This window comes from Cellulomonas sp. P4_A2 (genome assembly GCF_056402515.1).
Map to the genome: position 1 here is coordinate 147,135 of NZ_JBFUHG010000002.1, position 19,380 is coordinate 166,514.

The 19,380-nt window shown below is 71.2% G+C and carries 14 protein-coding genes; 4 read left to right on the plus strand and 10 right to left on the minus strand.

What is annotated here, in order from left to right; all coding sequences use genetic code 11:
• Positions 1-65: 65 nt before the first annotated feature.
• The 7 genes from AC1DUE_RS03510 to AC1DUE_RS03540 form a co-directional block, all read right to left on the minus strand.
• Entirely contained in the window at positions 66-1,628 is a 1,563-nt protein-coding gene (locus AC1DUE_RS03510) for a GH39 family glycosyl hydrolase (RefSeq protein ID WP_477038003.1), read from the minus strand.
• Complete coding sequence (locus AC1DUE_RS03515) at positions 1,625-2,644, minus strand: acetylxylan esterase (RefSeq protein WP_477038004.1); 1,020 nt, start codon at positions 2,642-2,644, stop codon at positions 1,625-1,627. Before AC1DUE_RS03515 ends, AC1DUE_RS03510 begins: the two co-directional genes overlap by 4 nt.
• Before the next feature lie 16 nt (positions 2,645-2,660).
• Complete coding sequence (gene arfA / locus AC1DUE_RS03520; protein ID WP_477038005.1) at positions 2,661-4,172, minus strand: arabinosylfuranosidase ArfA; 1,512 nt, start codon at positions 4,170-4,172, stop codon at positions 2,661-2,663.
• A gap of 16 nt (positions 4,173-4,188) precedes the next feature.
• The gene (locus tag AC1DUE_RS03525; protein ID WP_477038006.1) at positions 4,189-6,492 is read right to left on the minus strand and encodes a beta-xylosidase/alpha-l-arabinosidase; all 2,304 of its coding nucleotides are present in this window, start codon (positions 6,490-6,492) and stop codon (positions 4,189-4,191) included.
• A gap of 12 nt (positions 6,493-6,504) precedes the next feature.
• Positions 6,505-7,392 carry a carbohydrate ABC transporter permease gene (locus tag AC1DUE_RS03530; RefSeq protein WP_477038007.1) on the minus strand — a complete coding sequence of 296 codons (888 nt, stop codon included), beginning with the start codon at positions 7,390-7,392 and terminating at the stop codon, positions 6,505-6,507.
• Positions 7,389-8,294 carry a carbohydrate ABC transporter permease gene (locus tag AC1DUE_RS03535; RefSeq protein ID WP_477038008.1) on the minus strand — a complete coding sequence of 302 codons (906 nt, stop codon included), beginning with the start codon at positions 8,292-8,294 and terminating at the stop codon, positions 7,389-7,391. The genes AC1DUE_RS03530 and AC1DUE_RS03535 overlap by 4 nt, the downstream gene beginning before the upstream one ends.
• Before the next feature lie 86 nt (positions 8,295-8,380).
• Complete coding sequence (locus AC1DUE_RS03540; RefSeq protein ID WP_477038009.1) at positions 8,381-9,694, minus strand: ABC transporter substrate-binding protein; 1,314 nt, start codon at positions 9,692-9,694, stop codon at positions 8,381-8,383.
• Positions 9,695-9,852: 158 nt separating this feature from the next.
• On the opposite strand from AC1DUE_RS03540, the gene AC1DUE_RS03545 reads away from it, so the two are divergent.
• The gene (locus AC1DUE_RS03545; protein ID WP_477038098.1) at positions 9,853-10,827 is read left to right on the plus strand and encodes a LacI family DNA-binding transcriptional regulator; all 975 of its coding nucleotides are present in this window, start codon (positions 9,853-9,855) and stop codon (positions 10,825-10,827) included.
• 153 nt (positions 10,828-10,980) lie between these two features.
• On the opposite strand, the gene AC1DUE_RS03550 is transcribed toward AC1DUE_RS03545, so the two are convergent.
• The gene (locus AC1DUE_RS03550; RefSeq protein ID WP_477038010.1) at positions 10,981-13,014 is read right to left on the minus strand and encodes a thioredoxin domain-containing protein; all 2,034 of its coding nucleotides are present in this window, start codon (positions 13,012-13,014) and stop codon (positions 10,981-10,983) included.
• A gap of 308 nt (positions 13,015-13,322) precedes the next feature.
• On the opposite strand from AC1DUE_RS03550, the gene AC1DUE_RS03555 reads away from it, so the two are divergent.
• Positions 13,323-14,021, plus strand: coding sequence for a hypothetical protein (locus AC1DUE_RS03555; RefSeq protein ID WP_477038011.1), 699 nt, complete (start codon positions 13,323-13,325; stop codon positions 14,019-14,021).
• Here the strand turns inward: AC1DUE_RS03555 and AC1DUE_RS03560 are convergent.
• Together AC1DUE_RS03560 and AC1DUE_RS03565 are read right to left on the minus strand one after the other, a co-directional pair.
• Positions 13,964-15,265, minus strand: a complete 1,302-nt coding sequence (locus tag AC1DUE_RS03560; RefSeq protein WP_477038012.1) for a nucleotide disphospho-sugar-binding domain-containing protein — start codon at positions 15,263-15,265, stop codon at positions 13,964-13,966. The genes AC1DUE_RS03555 and AC1DUE_RS03560 overlap by 58 nt on opposite strands.
• Positions 15,262-17,421 (minus strand): glycosyltransferase, encoded by a 2,160-nt coding sequence (locus tag AC1DUE_RS03565; RefSeq protein WP_477038013.1) that lies wholly within the window; start codon positions 17,419-17,421, stop codon positions 15,262-15,264. Before AC1DUE_RS03565 ends, AC1DUE_RS03560 begins: the two co-directional genes overlap by 4 nt.
• 215 nt (positions 17,422-17,636) lie before the next feature.
• Between AC1DUE_RS03565 and AC1DUE_RS03570 the strand changes: the two genes are divergently transcribed.
• Positions 17,637-18,695 carry an LLM class flavin-dependent oxidoreductase gene (locus tag AC1DUE_RS03570; RefSeq protein ID WP_477038014.1) on the plus strand — a complete coding sequence of 353 codons (1,059 nt, stop codon included), beginning with the start codon at positions 17,637-17,639 and terminating at the stop codon, positions 18,693-18,695.
• A complete protein-coding gene (locus AC1DUE_RS03575; protein WP_477038015.1) occupies positions 18,692-19,375 on the plus strand; it encodes an NADPH-dependent F420 reductase in 684 nt (227 codons plus the stop codon). The genes AC1DUE_RS03570 and AC1DUE_RS03575 overlap by 4 nt, the downstream gene beginning before the upstream one ends.
• Positions 19,376-19,380: the final 5 nt, after the last annotated feature.

Genomic DNA, 19,380 nt, shown 5'->3' on the forward strand with positions numbered 1-19,380 from the left:
TCGACCTCCCGGAGAGGCACGACGGACCTCGGTCTCCTGGCCCCGTGACGGGTCGCGTCCCGCTCTCAGCGCTCGTGCTCGACCAGGAGACGGTCGTCGACACCGCCGAGCAGTCGCCGGTCGTCCAGCCCGTCGTAGACCGTGTCCACGACCGGGGTGAGCTCGACGAGGGTCACCTCGTGCTGCGACAGCGACAGGCGCAGGGTGACGCGTCCGCGCTCCACGGTCAGTCGGGAGTGCTCCAGGGCGGGGCTCGCGCACGCCTGCAGGTCGTCGAGCTGCCGCGCGGTGGGTGTCGCCGGTCGGCCGAGCTCGCGCCACGCCGTGAACGCGTTCCCGGCGGTCTCGTTGACCCTCTCGCGCCGGACGAACACGCCGGTACCGTCCGGCAGTGGAGAACCCGAGGAGCTGCAGGGCACCGACAGGGACAGCTCGTGGCGGTCGGGCGCCGGTCCGTCGCCGGAGCCGACGGGTTGCCAGGCCAGGACCGTCACGCGGCCGTCCGGGTCCGCGCACACCAGGTGGTCCTCGCCGCGGGCGAGCACCTGGGAGGCGAGCCGAGCCATGAAGGCGTAGAGGTGGAACGTCGGCTTCGCCACCTGCCGGTGCGTGAGCAGGCCGAAGCCCCCGTGGAAGAACGAGGTCGGGATGTTCAGCTCCTCGAAGACGTCGCAGAACGTCCAGTAGGAGAACGAGTCGACCAGATCGCCTCCCGACGCGAGGACCGGTGCCAGGTAGGCCGCGTTGTACGCGGTGTCGTGGATCGGGTTGTCGGGCCGGTACGAGGTGTTGAACTCCGTGATGTGCACCGGCAGGTCGGCGAGGCGGGTGCCGGCGAGGTGCAGCCGAGGCTCCGCGAACTGCTCCAGCAGGGCCGACGGCGGCATGAGCCTCTGGTAGGTGCCGAAGGGGATCTCGGCAGGCTCGTACGAGGAGTAGGCGTGCCTGCTCACGAAGTCGACCGGCACGGCATGGCGTTCGACGAAGTCGGCGAACGGTGGCCACCACGCATCACACCCAGGCGCCAGAGCTGGTCCCCCGACCTGCAACGACGCGTCCACCTCCTTGATCGCCCGTGCGGTCGCCGCGTACAGCCGGAAGTAGGCGTCCTGGTCGGCGTCCTTCCAGAAGATGTCGAGGTTGGGCTCGTTCCACACCTCGATCGGCCAGTGCCGGACCTCGTCGATGCCGTAGCGCTCGATCAGGTGGCGGAGCAGGGCCTGCACGAGGTCGACCCACGCGTCCATGTCGGCCGGCGGTGTGATGTTGCCCTTCCACCAGAAGACGGTCTCGGGCCCGGACGCGAGCGCCGACGGCATGAACCCGAGCTCGAGGAACGGTCGGATGCCGAGCGACAGGAAGAAGTCGTGCACCTGGTCGACGTAGGTGAACGAGTACCGACGGTGCGACCGACCGCCGACGTCCTCCGTCCGCAGGAGTCCCATGTCGTCGCTGAGCAGCCCGTGCCCGCGGATGTGCGTGAACCCGATCTCTCGTTGCACCCGCGCGAGCGAGGCCTGGTAGTCGGCCCGCAGGGCGAGGTTCATCCGACCTGTTCCGATGCACGTCCGCCAGGCGTCGGGCAGCGGTCCGAGCGGTGCCGCGGGGACGACCACGGGCTCCGTCATGCCGACCCCGTGCCACGACGAGGCCTCGGCTCGGTACCGGGCTCCGACGGTCCGACGCGGTCGAGCGCCCAGACGAGCTTGCGCTCCTCGTGGTCGAGCTGGCCACCCTCGTGCTGGTTCCACGGGTACTCGACGATCTCCTTGGCCGCGCCGGCGTAGGCGTTGAACGCCGCGTAGACGGTCGACGGCGGGCACACGGGATCCATCAACGCGACCGAGAAGAGCGCAGGGGCCTGAGCCCGACGAGCCATCGTGACGCCGTCGATGTACGACAACGTCCGCAGCACGGCGTCGGCGTCGTCGCGTCGGATGCGCAGGTAGCGCACGACCTCCGCGTACGGGTCCTCGTCGGTGATCGTCAGGGCGCGGGCGATGTCGCTCAGGAACGGGACGTCGATCATCGCCCCGGCCACGTCCGGCACCAGGGCTGCCGCAGCCAGCGCGATCGCGCCGCCCTGGCTCCCCCCGGCGACGAGCACGCGTGCCGGGTCGATCTGCGGGATCGCTCGCGCGGCGTCGACAGCACGGGCCGCGTCGGCGAACAGCCGCCGGTAGTAGTAGGTGGAGGGGTCGAGCACCCCGCGGGTCATGAAACCCGGATGCTCGGGCCCCGTCCCCGGGTACGGGTCCGGTGTGGCGCCGACCTGCCAGCTCGCGCCCTGCCCACGGTTGTCGACCGACAGGTGCGCGAAGCCCGCGAGCGTCCACGAGATCGGCTCGACGACGTGCCCTCGTCCGCCCTGGTAGCCGTGGAACTGCACCACCACGGGCAGCGGCTCGAGGCGGCCCGCGGGCAGTCGCAGCCACGCGCGGATCGGGTCTCCCCCGAAGCCCCGGAACGTCACGTCGTACGTCTCGACACCCACGTACACGGTCTCGACCCGCCGGCAGACGACGTCCACGTCGGGCCGCCGGGTCTCCTCGAGCGTGTCCGCCCAGAACCGGTCCCAGTCAGCGGGCTCGTCGAGGCGTGCGGCATAGGCGCGCAGCTCGTCCAACGGCATGTCGACGTACAACGGTGGTCCCTCCGGGTCAGCGCTCGAGCGTGAGCACGGTCCAGCTGACGGGCGGCAGCTCGAGTGTCACGATGCCGCCCTCGAGGCGCGCCGTCGAGTTCACGGTCGGCCCGACGCGGGTCGGGTCCTGCAGATCGTTGGCCGCACTCACGTCGGCGTCGTGCACACCGTGGCACTCGTCGACCACGAGGTGCCCGAAGCCCGAGACGTCGATGGTCACGGTCGTCGGCGCGTCCTGTGCGCGGTTGACGAGGAAGACCGACACGCGCCCCGTGTCCGCGTCGTGGGTCGCGGTCGCGTCGAGCAGCGGGGCGCTGCCGTGCCGGGCCGTCGGGTAGGAGCCGACCTCGATCGTGGTGGCGAGCGTGACCCCGTGGGCGAGGCGCGAGGTCAGCGCGAACGGGAAGAACGTCGTCTGACGCCACGACGGGCCACCCGGCTCCGTCATGATCGGGGCGATCACGTTGACCAGCTGCGCCAGGCTCGCCGCGGTGACCCGGTCGGCGTGCTTGAGCAGGGAGATCAGCAGGCTCCCGAGCACCACCGCGTCGGCCACCGTGTACCGGTCCTCGAGGAGCCGAGGGGCGACCTGCCACCGTTCGGTCCGGTCCTTCTCGGCCGCCTGGTGCTCCTCCATATACCAGATGTTCCACTCGTCGAACGAGATCTGGATCGTCTTGTCGCTCTTGAGCTCGGCCTTCACGGCGTCCGCGGTGGCGACGACCGACTCGATGAAGAAGTCCATGTCGACCGCGGAGGCGAGGAAGGACCCCAGGTCGTCGCCGTGCAGCTGGTAGTAGGCGTGGCACGAGATGTGGGAGACGTCGTCGTACGTGTGCCGCAGCACCGTGCGCTCCCAAGACCCGAACGTCGGCATGGCGGAGCCCGACGAGCCGCAGACGACGAGCTCCAGGTCCGGGTCGAGCTGCCGCATCCCCTTGGCGGTCCGGGCGGCCAGCGAGCCGTAGTCGTCGGCGGTGCGGTAGCCGAGCTGCCAGTCACCGTCCATCTCGTTGCCCAGGCACCACATGCGGACGTCGTGCGGCTCGGGCGACCCGTTCGCCACCCGGCGGTCCGAGAGGGTGGTGCCGGACGTGACGTTGGCGTACTCCAGGACGTCGAGCGCCTCCTCGATGCCGCGGGTACCGAGGTTGACCGCGTACATGAGCTCCACGTCGGCCTTGCGGCACCAGCGCGCGAACTCGTCGAGCCCGACCTCGTTGGTCTCGAGCGAGTGCCAGGCGAGGTCGAGCCGGCGCGGACGGTCCTCCCGGGGGCCGACCCCGTCCTCCCACCGGTAGCCCGAGACGAAGTTCCCACCGGGGTACCGGACGGTCGTCACCCCCAGCTCGTGGACCAGGGCGAGCACGTCGGCGCGGAAGCCGTCCTCGTCGGCCAGCGGGTGCGTCGGCTCGTACAGGCCGTCGTAGACGCACCGTCCGAGGTGCTCGACGAAGGACCCGAAGAGCCTGCGGTTGACCGGTCCGACGGTGAACCGGGCGTCGATGACGACGTGGGCGTTGCTCATGCACTTCCTTCGGCGGTCAGCGGACCTCGGTCGTCGTCCAGCGTGCCGACGCCCCGGTCACCAGGTGGACGTCACCGACGAGCGTCGTGCGGGCGACGGTATCGCGATGCTGGCTCGTGCCGACCCACAGGTCGACGTCACCGGGCTCGACGATCCGGCGCATCGTCCGGTCCGCGAACGCGAGGCGCGTCGTCGGGACGGCGAACGTCACCGTCGCGGACTCGCCCGGATCGAGCCGGACACGTCGGTAGCCGAGCAGCTGCGCCACGGGCCGCGTCACGGATCCGACGAGGTCGCGCCCGTAGAGCTGCACCACGTCGTCGCCCGCGGACGCACCGGTGTTGGTCACGCGCACCTCGGCCACGATCGAGTCGTCCGTCGCCACCGTGGCCGCCACCGTCAGGTCCTCGTGCGAGAACGTGGTGTACGAGAGGCCGTGCCCGAACGGGGCCGCCGGTGTCGAAGCCAGGTTGGTGACCTCGCGACCCTCGCCGAGGGGTGGGTGCAGGTAGGAGTACGGCTGCGCCCCGGCCGAGCGCGGAAGGCTCACCGGAAGCTTGCCCGAGGGGTTGACGCGCCCGGACAGCACACCCGCGATCGCACCGGCCCCCTCCTCTCCGGGGAAGAAGGCCTGGACCACGGCGGCGCACTGCTCGATCGCCCAGTCGATCGCGTACGGGCGGCCCGTCACGAGCACCAGGACCACGGGGGTCCCGGTCGCCACGACGGCCTCGACGAGCTGGCGCTGGACGCCGGGCAGCTCGAGGTCGTCACGGTCGCAGCCCTCGCCGGACGTGCCCCGGCCGAACAGGCCGGCGTGGTCGCCGACCACCAGGACGGCGAGGTCGGCCTCCCTGGCAGCCTCGACGGCGGCCGCGAAGCCGGAACGGTCGTCGTCGTCCACGGCGCAGCCGACCACCGACCGGACCGCAGCACCGGGGAGCTCGACGCCGATCGCCTCGACGACGGTCAGTGCGTCGAGCTCGGCCTCGAAGCCGGGGTGCTGCGCGAGGACGTGGTTGACGAACGAGTAGCAGCCGTAGAGCGCGTCGGTGCGGTCGGCGTTCGGGCCGATCACCGCGAGCCGAGACACGCCACGCACGGGCAGCGTGCCGTCGTTCGACACGAGCACGACCGACTCCTCGGCCAGGCGCCGGGCGAGCTCGCGCTGCTCGGCGGTGTCGAGGTCGATGTCGGTCGGCGGCGCGTCGTCGAACGTGGCGTCGAGCAGACCGAGCTCGTCCTTCTGCCGGAGCACCCGCAGCACCGCGCGATCGACGAGGGCCTCGTCGACCTCCCCGGCCCGGACCCGGTCCGCCAGCGGCCGCCCGTAGGCGTCACCGGTGGGCAGCTCGATGTCGACCCCGGCCGCGAGCGCCTGCCCGGCGGCGTCGCCGAGGTCGACGGCGACGTGGTGCAGGAGGTGCAGGAAGGCGATGCCGAAGTAGTCGGCCACGACCGTGCCGTCGAACCCCCACAGGTCGCGCAGGATCCCGGTGAGGATCGTCGGGTCGGACGCCACCGGCACGCCGTCGATCTCCGTGTACGCGTGCATCACCGAGCGCGCGTCGCCGTCGAGGATGGCCATCTCGAACGGGACGAGCAGCACGTCGGCGATCTCCCGCGGGCCCGCGTGCACCGGCGCGAAGTTGCGGCCGGACTGGGAGCCCGAGTAGCCGACGAAGTGCTTGAGCGTCGCGTGCACGCCGCGTGACTGCATCCCCCGCACGTAGGACGTGCCGAGCGTGCCGACGAGGTACGGGTCCTCGCCGATGCACTCCTCGACCCGGCCCCAGCGCGGGTCCCGCACGACGTCGAGCACGGGTGCCAGGCCCTGGTGCACCCCGAGGGTCCGCATCGAGTCCCCGATCGCCGCGCCGATCTCCTCGACGAGCTCGGGGTCGAACGCGGCGCCCCACGCCAGCGGCGTCGGGTACGTCGTGGCGCCCCACGCGGACAGGCCGGTGAGCACCTCCTCGTGCACGATCGCCGGGATGCCGAGGCGGGTGCCGGTGACCAGTCCGCGCTGGAACTCCCGCAGCCAGGCCGCGCGCTCGGCGGCCCGCACCGGGCGCGTGCCGTAGGGGCGCGTCAGGTGTCCGAGCCCGTGGCGCACGAACTCGTCGAGGGCCGTCGGCGCGGCGAACTCGCCCTGCAGCGGCGCGACCGACTCGCCGTCGGCCTTCTCCCAGAAGCCCACCATCTGGGCGAGCTTCTCGTCGAGGGTCATCCGCCCGAGCAGGTCGAGCAGTCGCACCTCGTCCACGTCTCGGGCGGCTCGGGAGGTGCCCGCAGGCGCGTGTGTACGAATCTCCGTCATGTCGGGGTTCCCTCAGCCCTTGACCGCGCCCTGGAGTCCGCCGACGATCCGTCGCTCGAAGAGCGAGAAGAAGACGAGGGCCGGGATCATGGACAGCGAAGTGAACGCGAGCACCTTGGCGGTGTCCTGCGAGTACTGCGACGAGAAGGCTTGGACACCGAGCGGCAAGGTGAACGTTCCCTGGTCGTTGAGGATGAACAACGGCAGGAGGTACGCGTTCCAGCTGCCGACGAACGCAAGGATGCCCGTGGTGATGACGCCCGGCAGCGACAGCGGAAGCACCATCCGGAAGAAGAACCCGAGCTTGCCCGCACCGTCGATCGCCGCGGCCTCCTCGATCTCGTCCGGGATCGCCCGCAGGAACGGGACGAGGATGATGATCGTCACCGGAAGCCCGAAGCCGATCTGCGGCAGGATCACGCCGCCGAGGTTGTTGATGAGCCCGAAGTTGCGGACCAGGATGTAGAGCGGCGTGATCGCGACGGTGATCGGGAACATGAGTCCGGCGGCGAACAGCGCGTAGAGCGCACCGCGCCCCCTGAACTGGTATCGCGCCAGCACGTAGCTCGCCATGAGCCCGAGCGCGACGACCGCAGCAGCCGTGAACAGGGCAACGATCGTCGAGTTGCCCACCTCGCGCCAGAACGTCGAGTTGGTCAGGACGTCGACGTAGTTGGAGATCTTCCACGGGGACGGGAGTCCTGCGGGGTCCGTCGTGATCTGCGAGTTCGTCCTGAAGCCACCGAGGATGATGTACAGGATCGGGGCGAGCATGATCGAGACGAGCAGCAGTGCGATGAAGTAGGTCGCCGGGCCGGCGCCGCCTCGGGCCCGGGAGTTCACGCCCGGCCGCTTGGCGGGCGGCTTCGATGCCGGCAGCTGGATCGTCGAGGCAGTCATCGGGTGGCCTTGTCCGTGAGGGCGCCTGCGGTGTCGCGGCGCAGCACGTAGCGCTGGTAGACGAGCGCGATGATCAGGGAGATGACGAACAGGACCACCGCGACGGCGCTGCCGTACCCGAAGTTCCCTGCGGTACGGCCGTACTGGACCATGTAGGTCGCCATCGTCGAGACGCCGGCGGTGCCGGCGACGTACTGGCCCCAGATGATGTAGACGAGGTCGAACAGCTGCAGTGAGCCGATGATCGACAGGAACGCCCATATGCGCAGGGTCGGGCCGAGGAGCGGCAGCGTGATGGTGCGCTGGATCTGCCAGTAGCTGGCGCCGTCGATCGAGGCCGCCTCGAACAGCTCCTGCGGGATGTTCTGCAGCGCGGCCATGAACAGGATCACCGCGAACCCGATGTACTTCCACGAGATGATGACCATCAGGGTCCAGATCGCGATGTCCGGGTTCGACAGCCACTCGCTGGCCAGCGCGCCGAGGCCGACCTTGTTGAGCAGGCCGTTGGCCGCGCCGTTGCTCTGGAGCATCAAGCTCCAGCCCGTCCCGACGATGACCTCGGAGACCACGTACGGGACGAAGATCAGAACGCGGATCAACGAGCGCCCGCGCATGCGCCGGTTGAGCAGCAGCGCCAGCCCGATCGCGATCGGGCCCTGGATCACCAGCGACGCGATGACGATGAACAGGTTGTGCGACAGCGCCGCGTGGAACTCCGGGTCCGTCAGGATGATCTTGTAGTTGTTCAGTCCGACGAAGTCGGTCGGCTTGCCGTAGCCCTTCCAGCGGAAGAAGCCGTAGTACGCGGCGAGGAAGACCGGAAAGATGACGAAGCCGACGAACACGATGACGGCTGGCCCGGAAAGAATCGCGATCTCGAAGCGCTGGCGCCACCCCACGCCACGTCGGCGCGGGCGGGCGGCGGTCGATCTGCGAGTTCTTCACGGCCAACGGGTTGACCGGTGAATCGCTCATGACGTCCTAGCTATCCCTTGGCCGACGAGGTGTTGACGGCGTTGATGATGTCCTCGACCGAGCCCTGGCCGGCGAGGAGGTTCACCACGGCACCGTTCAGCGCGTTGCCGACGTTCTGGCCGTACAGGGTGTCGAGCCACTGCGACGCGTAGGGCGCGTCGTTGAACGCGGCGATGACGTCCTTCAGGTACGGCTCGGTGACCACGGCCTGCGCGTCCTTGTTGACGGGGGGCGCGTTGAAGGCCTTGTAGTAGGCCTCCTGGACGTCCTTGGTCGCGAGGTAGTTCAGGAAGTCCGTGCACGCCTTCTTCGGGGCATCGGCCGAGCACGAGTAGCCGTCGACGCCACCCATGATCGCCTTGGGGTCGCCCTTGCCGCCCGGAACCGAGACGAACGGGTAGAAGCCCAGGTCAGGCAGCGGCTTCTCGTCAGGCGTCAGCGAGGCGATCACGCCCGGGTCCCAGGCGCCCATGAGCTCGGCGCCGGCCTGGTGGTTGGCGATGAGGCCCGCCGAGGAACCGGCACCCTGCTGCGCAGAGGTCGAGAGGAAGCCCTCGTTGAAGTTGCCGCCCTTGGCGAACTCGTCGAGGTCGTTGCCGGCCTTGGTCCAGCACTCGTCGTCGAACTGCAGCGTCTTGGCGGTCTCGTTCAGGACGTCCTCGCTGCACTCGCGCAGCGCGAACCAGTAGTACCAGTGCGCGGCCGGCCAGGCGTCCTTGCCACCGAGCGCGATCGGCGAGACGCCGTTCGCCTTGAGGGCCTTGTTCGCCGCGACCAGGTCGTCGAGGGTCTTCGGCGGCGTGGTGATGCCGGCGGCCTTGTAGAGGTCCTGGCTGTAGAAGAAGCCACCGGGCAGCGTCGCGACCGGCATGGCGTACGTCTTGCCGTCGATCGACTCGGCCTTGAACGCACCCTCGCCGATGCCGGCCTTGGTCTCGTCGGAGATCGAGTCCGTGATGTCCATGAGCTGGCCCGCGTCGACCATCGCGGCCATCTTGCCGCCACCGCGCTGCAGGAAGATGTCGGGCGCGTCGCCCGCGTTGAGCGCGGTCTGCAGCTTGCCGTCGAGGTCCTCGTTCTGGACCGTCTGGATCTTGATCGTGACGCCCGGGTTGGCGGCCTCGAAGCTCTTGACCGTCTCCTTGAAGAACTCGGCGCCGGGGCCGGTGGTGGCGTTGTTCCAGAACGTCATCTCCACCGGGTTGGAGGCGTCCGCGGTGCTGTCGTCACCGCCGCCATTGTCGGAGCTGGAACATCCGGCGACCGCGAGCGCGATGCCCGCACCGAGTGCGACCAGGGCCGCACCTCGCATCTTCCTTGCCATGAAGGGAACTCCTCTGTCGTCGTTGACGGGTAGGTCGAAGCCTGGCGATGGAGATTCTGCGACGGCGGCCGCGTCGTCGTCAATCGTTATCGATAACGGTTTCGAAACAATTGGCGCCCGTCTATGATCGCCCGGTGGAGTTCCTGCCGCGCGTGAAGATGGCCGACGTCGCCCGCACCGCGGGAGTCTCCGTCGCGACCGTCTCCAAGGTCGTCAACGGCCGGTACGGGGTAGCCCAGAGCACCGTCGACCGCGTCCAGGAAGTCATCGAGCAGCTCGGCTACTCCGCGAGCCTCGGAGCGCAGAGCCTGCGCAGCCATCGCACCAACGTGCTCGGCATCCTCGTCGCCGAGTTCGAACCCTTCTCGACGGAGCTGCTCAAGGGAGCGTCCGCCGCTGTCGCCTCGACCGGGTACGAGCTGCTGGCCTACTCCGGCGGCGGCCGCGGTGGCGACGTCGGCTGGGAGCGCCGCTACCTGTCACGGCTCTCCGGCACGCTCATCGACGGCGCGGTCATCGTCACGCCGACCGTCGTGGTGACCAACCACGGCGTCCCCGTCGTCGCCGTCGACCCGCACACCGGGCCGTCGGAGCTGCCGACGGTCGACTCCGACAACTTCGGCGGCGCGGTGCTGGCCACCAACTACCTGCTGTCCCTCGGGCACCGCAGGATCGGGTTCCTCGGCGGCCGTAGCGACCTCGAGTCGGCCCGGTTGCGCGAGTCCGGGTTCCGGCAGGCGATGGCCGACGCGGGCGTCACCGTCGACGACGCCTCCGTTCGCGTGGGCGGCTACAAGACCGAGACGGCGAGGGAACCGGCGCGCCAGCTCCTGACGCAGGAGCTCCGTCCGACGGCGGTCTTCGCCGCGAACGACCTGTCCGCCATCGCCACGCTCGAGGTCGCACGCAGCCTCGACCTCCGGGTGCCGGACGACGTCTCGGTCATCGGCTTCGACAACGTGCCTGAGTCGGCACTCACCACTCCCCCGCTGACCACCATCAACCAGCCGCTCCAGCGCCTCGGCGCGGAGGCCCTGACGCTGCTCGTGGACCTCCTCGACGGCGTCGAGCGGGACACGCACGTGCGGCTGCCCACCGAGCTGGTCGAGCGGGCGAGCTGCCGCACGCTCTGACGTCAGCCGCGTCGGCCGGGGGGCGGCGCCGCCTACGGGCACTGCCACCTGGTGGGCACGCTCGTCGAGAGGCGCGCGCACGGCCGGCCCCTCCACGTCGATCTCGTAGTCCCCGGCGAACCCTTCGACTCGGGTCGGCAGCCGTCGAGATCGTCAGGTGAGCTGGTGCGTCAGCGTCTCGGGGTCCGTCGTGGGCCGATCGCACACGAATCCCCGACAGACGTACGCGGTGGGCACGCCCGCCACAAGCGGTCGGTCCAGCAGGAGCTCGCGAGGTTCGCCCGGTGCGCCGGGCTCCCCGACGGCGACGACCAGACCCGGCGCCGTGGACCGCATCGCGACCGCGTGCAGGGCCGCTGTTCGGCGGTCGTCGCGGGGTCCGACGATCGCCACCTCCCGCGGCCCGTCGAGGATCGCCTCGACCGTGGCCAGCGCGGCACCGGCCGCGCGAGGGAACCTCGTGGCGAGGGAGAGCGCACCCCGCAGCGCACCTTCGGCGGCCTCGCGGTGACGTAGCGAGCCCGTCACGGCGGCGTAGGTCAGGAGGGCGCCGGCGGCCGCGGACTGGCCGGCGGGCGTGGGTCCGTCGGCGGGGTCGCGCGGTCTGCCCACACGGGCGACGACGGCGTCCGTCTCGTCGTCGGCGGTGTCGTGAAAGCCGCCGTCGGCGGCGGCGAAATGGTCGAGGACCGTCTCGAGGAGTCGGCCCGCGATGGTGAACCACCGGGCGTCGCCGGTGACCGCCGACAGCGCGAGCAGACCGTCCGCGAGGTTGGCGTAGTCCTCGAGCACACCGGGCGCACTCCCGGGAACGCCGCGGCGCGACGACCGCAGGAGCCGCGTCGACCCGTCTCCGTGCTGCCGCAGGTGGGTCCCGACGAGCGCCTCGGCGGCCCTCACCGCCGCGCCCACCAGGTCCGGCCGATCGAGGAGCGCTCCGGCCTCGGCCAGGGCGGCGACAGCCAGGCCGTTCCACCCGGACACCACCTTGTCGTCCAGGTCCGGTCGCGGCCGGTGCGACCGCGCCGCGCGAAGGCGCCCGCGCACGTCCTCGAAGCGGTGCTGGTCGGGCGGGTCGCCCCGACGCTGGAGCACCGACGAACCGCGCTCGAACGTCCCCTCGGCGGTCACCCCGAGGACGTCGGCCGCCCAGCTGCCCTCGTCATCGCCGAGGATCTCGCGCAGCTCGGCCCGGCTCCAGACGTAGAAGGCACCCTCCCGGCCCTCGCTGTCGGCGTCCAACGACGAGGCGAGACCGCCCTCGGCGGTCCGGAGCTCCGCGAGCATCCACTCGGCGGTCTCGAGGGCGACGCGACGGTAGAGCGTCGTGCCGGTGGTGCGCCAGGCGTGCACGTACACCCGCAGGAGGATCGCGTTGTCGTAGAGCATCTTCTCGAAGTGCGGCACGGTCCACGACCCGTCGACGGCGTACCGGGCAAAGCCGCCCGCGAGCTGGTCGTACATCCCGCCGCGCGCCATCGCGTCGAGCGTGCGCCGTGCCATCTCCAGCGCGTCGGGGTCGCCCGTGCGCGCGTGGTGACGGAGCAACCACTCCAGCACCATCGACGGCGGGAACTTCGGGGCGCCGCCGAACCCGCCGTCGACGGTGTCGAACGTCGAGGCGAGTCGGAGCACAGCCTCCTCGACCACGTCGGCGTGGCCCAGATCGGAAGCCGGGCTCGCACCTCGGCCCTGCCCGAGCGCCGCCGTGATCGTGCCGGCGCTCGAGACGACCTCCTCGCGACGCGTCGTCCAGGCGGCGGCGACCGCGGCGAGAACCTCCGAGAACGACGCCATCTGGTTCACCCGGCGTGGGGGGAAGTACGTCCCGCAGTAGAACGGCTCCCCCGTCGGCGTGGTGAAGACCGTCATGGGCCAGCCGCCCGCCCCGGTCATCGCCTGCGTCGCCGCCATGTAGACCGCGTCGACATCGGGACGCTCCTCGCGATCCACCTTGATGCAGACGAAGTGGTCGTTGAGGAACGCCGCGACGCCCGCGTCCTCGAACGACTCGTGGGCCATCACGTGGCACCAGTGGCATGCGGCGTAGCCCACGGAGACGAGGACGGGCACGTCGCGGGACACAGCCTCGGCGAACGCGGCGTCACCCCACTCCTGCCAGTCCACGGGGTTCTCGGCATGCTGCAGCAGGTACGGGCTGGTGGCCTGCGCCAGTCGGTTGCTCACGATGCACCGCCCGCGCTCCAGGGTCTGTGCTGACCGCGGCTGCACCCCGGACGACGTCGGCCGGCACAGGGCGACGGCCATGCGACTGCTGTCACCGCTGGTCTCACCCCCGTCCCACGACTCACCACCACAACACCACGATGGCGGAGCATCTTCGACCCGGCCCGACGAGCGACGGACGCCGAGGTCCCGCAACCCCTCGTCGCGAAGCGCGCCGTGCGGTTGCGGTTCGTCGGGCGGTCCTGGAACGTTCGTCGGATGGACCGCTTCCCCCGCGCCGTGCGCGGCATCACCTCGTGGCGGTCGGCGTGAGCTCCGTGGTCGTCGTCGTGCCGTGGCGCCCTCAACCGTCCCGACTCGACGCGTTCGACCGGCTGGTCACCTGGTACCAGCAGAACCTGCCGGACGTGGAGCTGCGCACGATCGACTCCGGTGAGACGGTCTTCAACGTCGCGCGGTGCCGCAACAGAGCGGTCGACACCGGGGCCGACGACGACGTCGTGGTGCTCAACGACGCGGACACCGTCCCGGAACGGGACCCGCTGCTGCGCGCGATCGACGAGGCGGCCACGACGCGGGCGGTGCACCTGCCGTACACGGAGTACCGGTGGTTCGGCGCCGCCGGCACCGCGCAGTACGCCGCGGGGGTGCCTGCCGAGGACTGCGACTTCGATCTCGTGCGGGGCGCGTGCTCGGGCGTCACCGTCACGACGCCCCGTACGTGGTTCGCTCACGGCGGCCAGGACGAGCGGTTCCGGGGGTGGGGATTCGAGGATGCCGCGTGGTACCTCGCTCACGAGACGATGCTCGGGCGCCCGCCCGTGCGAGTCGATGGGCGCGTCTACGCGCTGCACCACGTCCAGGCGGCACGACGCGGCGCCCAGTACGAGGCGAACGCCGCCCTGATGGCACGCTACGAGGCGGTCGCGGGCGACCGTGCGGGCATGGCTCAGCTGATCGCCGAGGCGCCGAGTGCGCGCAACGCCCTGGCCGGGCCAGGGTCGTGAGCGAGGGAGTCGGCCGCCGTGTCCAGGAGGGTCGTGTCGGAGCGGCTCAGCAGCCGGCCGACCGCCTCGCGCAGCTCGCTCACGGAGGCGCGGTTGGGGTCGAGCACCTCGCCGACGCCGACGCGCTCGATGGCAGCGGCACCGGCGAACTGGTCCGTCGAGAACGGCAGGACCAGCATGGGCGTGGCCGTGCCGACGGCCTCGGTGACGGAGTTGTTGCCGCCGTGCGTCACGAGCAGCGCCGCCTCGCGGAGCAGGCGCACCTGCGGGAGATACTCGCGGACGAGCCAGCCCGCCGGTAGATCACCCAGCTCGGCGGTGGGCGTGGAGCCGCTGGCGACCGCAGCCCGCACCCCGGCTTCGCGCAGTGCGCCCACCACGGTGCGCAGCACGTCGGCTCGGACGGACAGGAAGGTGCCGAAGCTGACGTACACGAACGGTTCCGCGGAGGCGAGCCACGCGTCGACGTCGGGGTCCGCGGGCTCGGTCCGGAGGCTGCCGCCCAGGTACCGGTGCGGCGGGAGGGCGGGGGCGCGCTCGGGCGCGGCCAGCTGCTCCGGGTAGTGGTACAGCACGAGAGGACCGTGCAGGGCGAACGCGTCGTCGGCGGGTGCGATCCCCGGCGCCAGCTCGGTGGCGGCCGCGTTCCACTCGGCGGTGAACCCGGCGGACACCCGACGGCACAGGGCGTCGAGATCGGCGAGGCCGCCCGGGTCGGGTCGGAACGCTCGCGACCAGACCGGAGGGCATCCGTAGACCTCGTCGCCCACGGGCAGCGCGGTCGGGTGGCCCAGCACCACGTCGCCGTACGGCACCGCCTCGGCCCACAGTGCGAGCCGCGCGCTGTACGCGAGGTGGTCGACGAGGAGGGCGTCGGGCCGCACCGCGTCCACGACGGCCAGGGTTGCGCGGGCCTTCTCCACCGGCTGCCACATGAGGTCGACCAGCCGCTCGCGGGCCTGGTAAGCCAGGGTCGGCACCATCCCCTGGCGCGTCGCGTCGAAGAACCCGCGCAGCGAGTCCGCCTCCTCGTCCGCCTGCTGCTCCGCCCGGATGATGCCGGGGTTCGACCCTCGGCCGAGCTGGAGGGGGACGCGCTCGTAGCCGAACGAGTCGACGATGCCCGCGGTCGCGTCACCGCCGGCGACGACCACCCGCTCACCCGCGTCGCGCCACGCCGTTCCCAGGGTCGCCAGAGGGATCAGGTGCGAGGCGTAGTCCGGGCAGATGATCATCAGGGTCATCCGTGACCGACCAGGGACGAGCGGTCCGCCAGCTCGTCGGCCGCGACGCGTCGGTACAGGTCACCGAGGGTGCCCGCCATGCGCTGGATCGTGAAGCTCTCGGCGACGGTCGCGTGCGACAGGGCCGCCCGTCGACCGTCCGTCTCGGCGAGCGACGCGTCGAGCGCGGACCCGATGGCGGCGGTGAGCCGGTCGGCGTGCCAGGTGGCGGTCATGAACCCGGTGACGCCTTGATCGACGTAGGTGGCCGGCCCACCGCCGTCGGGGGCCACGACGACCAGGCCGGACGCCATCGCCTCGAGCAGCGCGATGCCGAACTCCTCCTTGAGGCTCGCGCACACGTAGACGCCGCGTGGTGCGGTCAGCCCGGGCAGGCCGGTGCGCGTGGCAGCGACCCAGCGGGCGACCACGTCGTTGGGTCGATGACCGGGAAGGAGCAGGCCTGCGGCGGCGCGCTGGGCGGCGGGCACGACAGCCTCGATGAGGTCCAGCTGCTCGCACTCGTCGGCGGACGGGTGCTCGAGGTCACCCCCCACGACGAGGAGGTTCGCACGGTCGCGCAGCGCGCCGTCGGCCCATGCCTCGACGAGCGTGGCGACGCCCTTGACCCGGTGGAGCCGCCCCACGCTGACGATGAGCGGGAGCGATCGTCGCTCGCCGGGCAGGGCCGCGACCAGATCACGCAGCTCACGCAGCGCCTCCGTCGGCTGACCGCCTGCGGCGTGCGCCTCCGCCTCGGCCACGGCACGGTCGACGACGACGAGGTCCACGCCCTCGGGCACGATCGTGTGCCGCTCGGGGTGCGCCGTGATGTCGATGCCGACCAGCTCGCGCATGTCGCGTGGCAACGCGGGGCGCGGGAACAGCACGGTGTGCGCGGCATTGGCGGCCAGGCGCTGCACCAGCCGCGCCCGGAACCAGAAGTGCTCCGCCTCGTCGACCGTGCCGAAGTTCTCCCGGGTCAGGCGACCCGCGACGTCGAGCGACCGGATGACTGCATGCGGGTCCGGAGCCACCGTGAAGACCACAGGGAGGTCGAGCTCGCTCGCGACGTCGGCCGCCGCCAGGCTGCCCACGTCGGCCATGCGCAGGTGGATCAGGTCGACACCACCGGCGCTCCGCAGGATCCGTCGGATGCCGCGGCGCGCCGCGACCCGCAGCTCCCACGCCGCCGCCATGGGCACCGGCTCGTGCCGCAGAGGGACGCGGCCGTACTGGTGGCCGGTGCCGCTCAGCGCGCCCAGGTCGGCCGCGGCCTCCGCCACGGAACCGCGGGAGATGGTCAGCACCCGGTCCACCTTCCGCGTCCCGCGAGGCCCGGCGACGAGCGCGTCGCCGAGGCGCACCAGCAGGGTCGCGATCCCCCCGTTGTCGCCCGCGCCCGCGGAGCTCAGCCCCGCGTCGATGTCCGCGTGCAGGAAGAGCTGGGCGATGCTCAGGCCGTCGTGCGCGGTGTCGCGCCGCCACGATGCGGATGCGCCGATGTCCACGAGCGACAACCGTGCGACGTCCGCCAGCTCGTCGGCACCCGCGGCCAGTCTGTCGAGCAGGCCGATGACGGAGGTGTCGCCTGGCCGCTGGCCGAGGGCGGCGACCGCCGCGCCGCGCACCCGCGCGTCCTCGGTTCCGTCCCCGGCGAGCGCCAGCAGGGGCCGGACGGCGACGGCATGCCTGACCAGCCCCAGGGTCTCCGTGATCCGGGCTCGCGCCTCGGGTTCGGTCACCCCGAGCAGGGCGACCTCCAGACCGACCGCCACGGGTTCCGGTGCGCCGGCGGACCACTGCTCCAGCGTCCGCTGGGCGAGCATCGCGCCGAACCCGCCGACGTCGATCATGGCGATGAGCCGCGCGACCGCGTCGGCGCGCGGCAGCCCGGAGCCCAGCACCCACGCGGCGTGCTCGCGGATGAACTGTCGGGGATCGGACAGGAGCCCCGTCACGGCACGCGATGCCTCGTCGTCGCCGATCCTGCCCAGAGCGTGCACCGCGGCGATCGCCACCAGCTGGTCGGAGTCCTGCAGCGCCCCCGTGAGCACGCGGATCGTCCGGACGCCGGGATCCCGGGTGCTCTCGAACGCCAGCTCGTCGGCGAGGCGCATGCCGTCGACGATGCGGTCGGCCGCACGGAGCGCGTCGAGCGACGTCTGGATACCCACGTGCGTCCTCCGCTCGACGGCGCCGAGCGACGCCGGTCCGATGCTAGGTCGCCCCCCGGGACCCGGCTCGTCGAGTTCCTGGGAGAGCTCTCAGGATCGGTTCGACGCGGTGTGCCGCCGAGGACGGATGGGAATACGTCGCCCGAGCAGGCGGTTGCCCGGAAAGATAGTTGAGCGTTCAATCATCGTCTCCCAGATCCTCCAGAAGGGGCGTCATGTCTGAGATCCAGTTCGGCGTCGACACGTTCGGCGACCTCCCGCGCGACGGTGACGGGAAGTTGGTCTCGCACGCTCAGGCGATCCGAGCGACCCTCGATGAAGCAGTCCTCGCCGACCAGGTGGGCGTCGACGTCATCGCCCTCGGTGAGCACCACCGGCCGGAGTACGCGATCTCCACACCGGAGACGGTCCTCGCCGGGATCGCCACGGCGACCTCCCGCATCCACCTCGCCTCCGGGGTCACGGTGCTGTCGTCCGACGACCCCGTGCGCGTCTTCCAGCGATTCGCCACCGTCGACGCCCTCTCGAACGGGCGTGCCGAGGTGATCCTCGGACGGGGGTCCTTCACCGAGTCCTTCCCCCTCTTCGGCTACGACCTGGCCGACTACGACGTGCTCTTCGACGAGAAGATCGACCTGTTTCATCGGCTGCTCGACGAGTCGCCCGTCACCTGGGAGGGCACCAAGCGGGCGCCGCTCTTCGAGGCGGACGTGTTCCCGAAGACCGAGTCCGGACGCCTGACGACGTGGGTCGGGGTCGGCGGCTCCCCTCAGTCCGTCGTGCGCACGGCGCGCTACGGGTTCCGGCTGATGCTCGCCATCATCGGCGGCGCACCCGACCGGTTCGCTCCCTACGTGGAGCTGTACCGGCGTGCCACCGAGCAGCTCGGCACGACCGCCTACCCCGTCGGGATGCACTCTCCCGGCTTCGTCGCCGCGACCGACGACGAGGCCCGAGCCCTCTTCTACCCCGGCTACAAGCAGATGCGTGATCGCATCGGGGCACTGCGCGGCTGGCCGCCCCTGCGCCGCGAGGAGTTCGAGGCGGACATCGCCCAGGGCTCCCTGTACGTGGGCTCACCGGAGACCGTCGCACGCAAGATGGCCCACGCCATCCGCGCCCTGGACGTCGGGCGCTTCGACCTCATCTACTCCGCGGCAGGGGCCGTCTCTGCCTCCGCGCGGCTGGACGCGGTCGAGCTCTACGGCAGCAAGGTGATCCCGATGGTGCGCGAGCTGCTCGCCGACGAACCGGCCGTGGCGGCCACCCGATGAGCAGCACGCACCCCCGCACGATCGGCATCCTGGGCGCCGGCAAGCTGGGCACGGTCCTCGCACGTCTCGCCGTCGCCGCCGGCTATCGGGTGCTGATCGCCGGGTCCGGGGATCCGGACAGGATCGCCCTGACGACGGAGGTCCTCACGCCCGGTGCCGTCCCCGCCTGGCCCGCCCACGTGGCTCGCGACGCCGACCTGGTCATCCTCGCCCTCCCGCTCGGCAAGCTCGGCAAGCTGCCGGTCCCCGAGCTGCAGGACAAGGTCGTCGTCGACGCCATGAACTACTGGTGGGAGACCGACGGAGTCCGCGACGACCTCGCCGATCCTCGCACCACGACCAGCGAGCTCGTCCAGGAGCACCTCGGCCGCTCGCGCGTGGTGAAGGCGTTCAACCACATGGGCTACCACGACCTCCAGGACGAGACCCGGTCCGGCTCGTCCGGGCGCAAGGCCATCGCCATCGCGGGGGACGACGAGACCGATGTCGCCGCCGTCGCCGCCCTCGTGGACGGCCTCGGCTTCGAGCCCCTGCCGATCGGACCGCTCTCCGCCGGGGCACTGCTGCAGCCCGGCACACCGGCGTTCGGGGCCAACGTCACTGCCGACGAGCTGCGCACCCTCGTCGCACCCGCGGTCGGCGAGCACGAGCAGTACCTCCGACTCGACGAGGTCCCCTGAGCAGC

Bases quoted from the DNA above. Each gene is read 5' to 3' on its own strand.
- AC1DUE_RS03510 (WP_477038003.1), bottom strand. From the start codon at position 1,628: ATGACGGAGCCCGTGGTCGTCCCCGCGGCACCGCTCGGACCGCTGCCC.
- arfA (WP_477038005.1), bottom strand. From the start codon at position 4,172: ATGAGCAACGCCCACGTCGTCATCGACGCCCGGTTCACCGTCGGACCG.
- AC1DUE_RS03525 (WP_477038006.1), bottom strand. From the start codon at position 6,492: ATGACGGAGATTCGTACACACGCGCCTGCGGGCACCTCCCGAGCCGCC.
- AC1DUE_RS03530 (WP_477038007.1), bottom strand. From the start codon at position 7,392: ATGACTGCCTCGACGATCCAGCTGCCGGCATCGAAGCCGCCCGCCAAG.
- AC1DUE_RS03540 (WP_477038009.1), bottom strand. From the start codon at position 9,694: ATGGCAAGGAAGATGCGAGGTGCGGCCCTGGTCGCACTCGGTGCGGGC.
- AC1DUE_RS03545 (WP_477038098.1), top strand. From the start codon at position 9,853: ATGGCCGACGTCGCCCGCACCGCGGGAGTCTCCGTCGCGACCGTCTCC.
- AC1DUE_RS03560 (WP_477038012.1), bottom strand. From the start codon at position 15,265: ATGACCCTGATGATCATCTGCCCGGACTACGCCTCGCACCTGATCCCT.
- AC1DUE_RS03570 (WP_477038014.1), top strand. From the start codon at position 17,637: ATGTCTGAGATCCAGTTCGGCGTCGACACGTTCGGCGACCTCCCGCGC.
- AC1DUE_RS03575 (WP_477038015.1), top strand. From the start codon at position 18,692: ATGAGCAGCACGCACCCCCGCACGATCGGCATCCTGGGCGCCGGCAAG.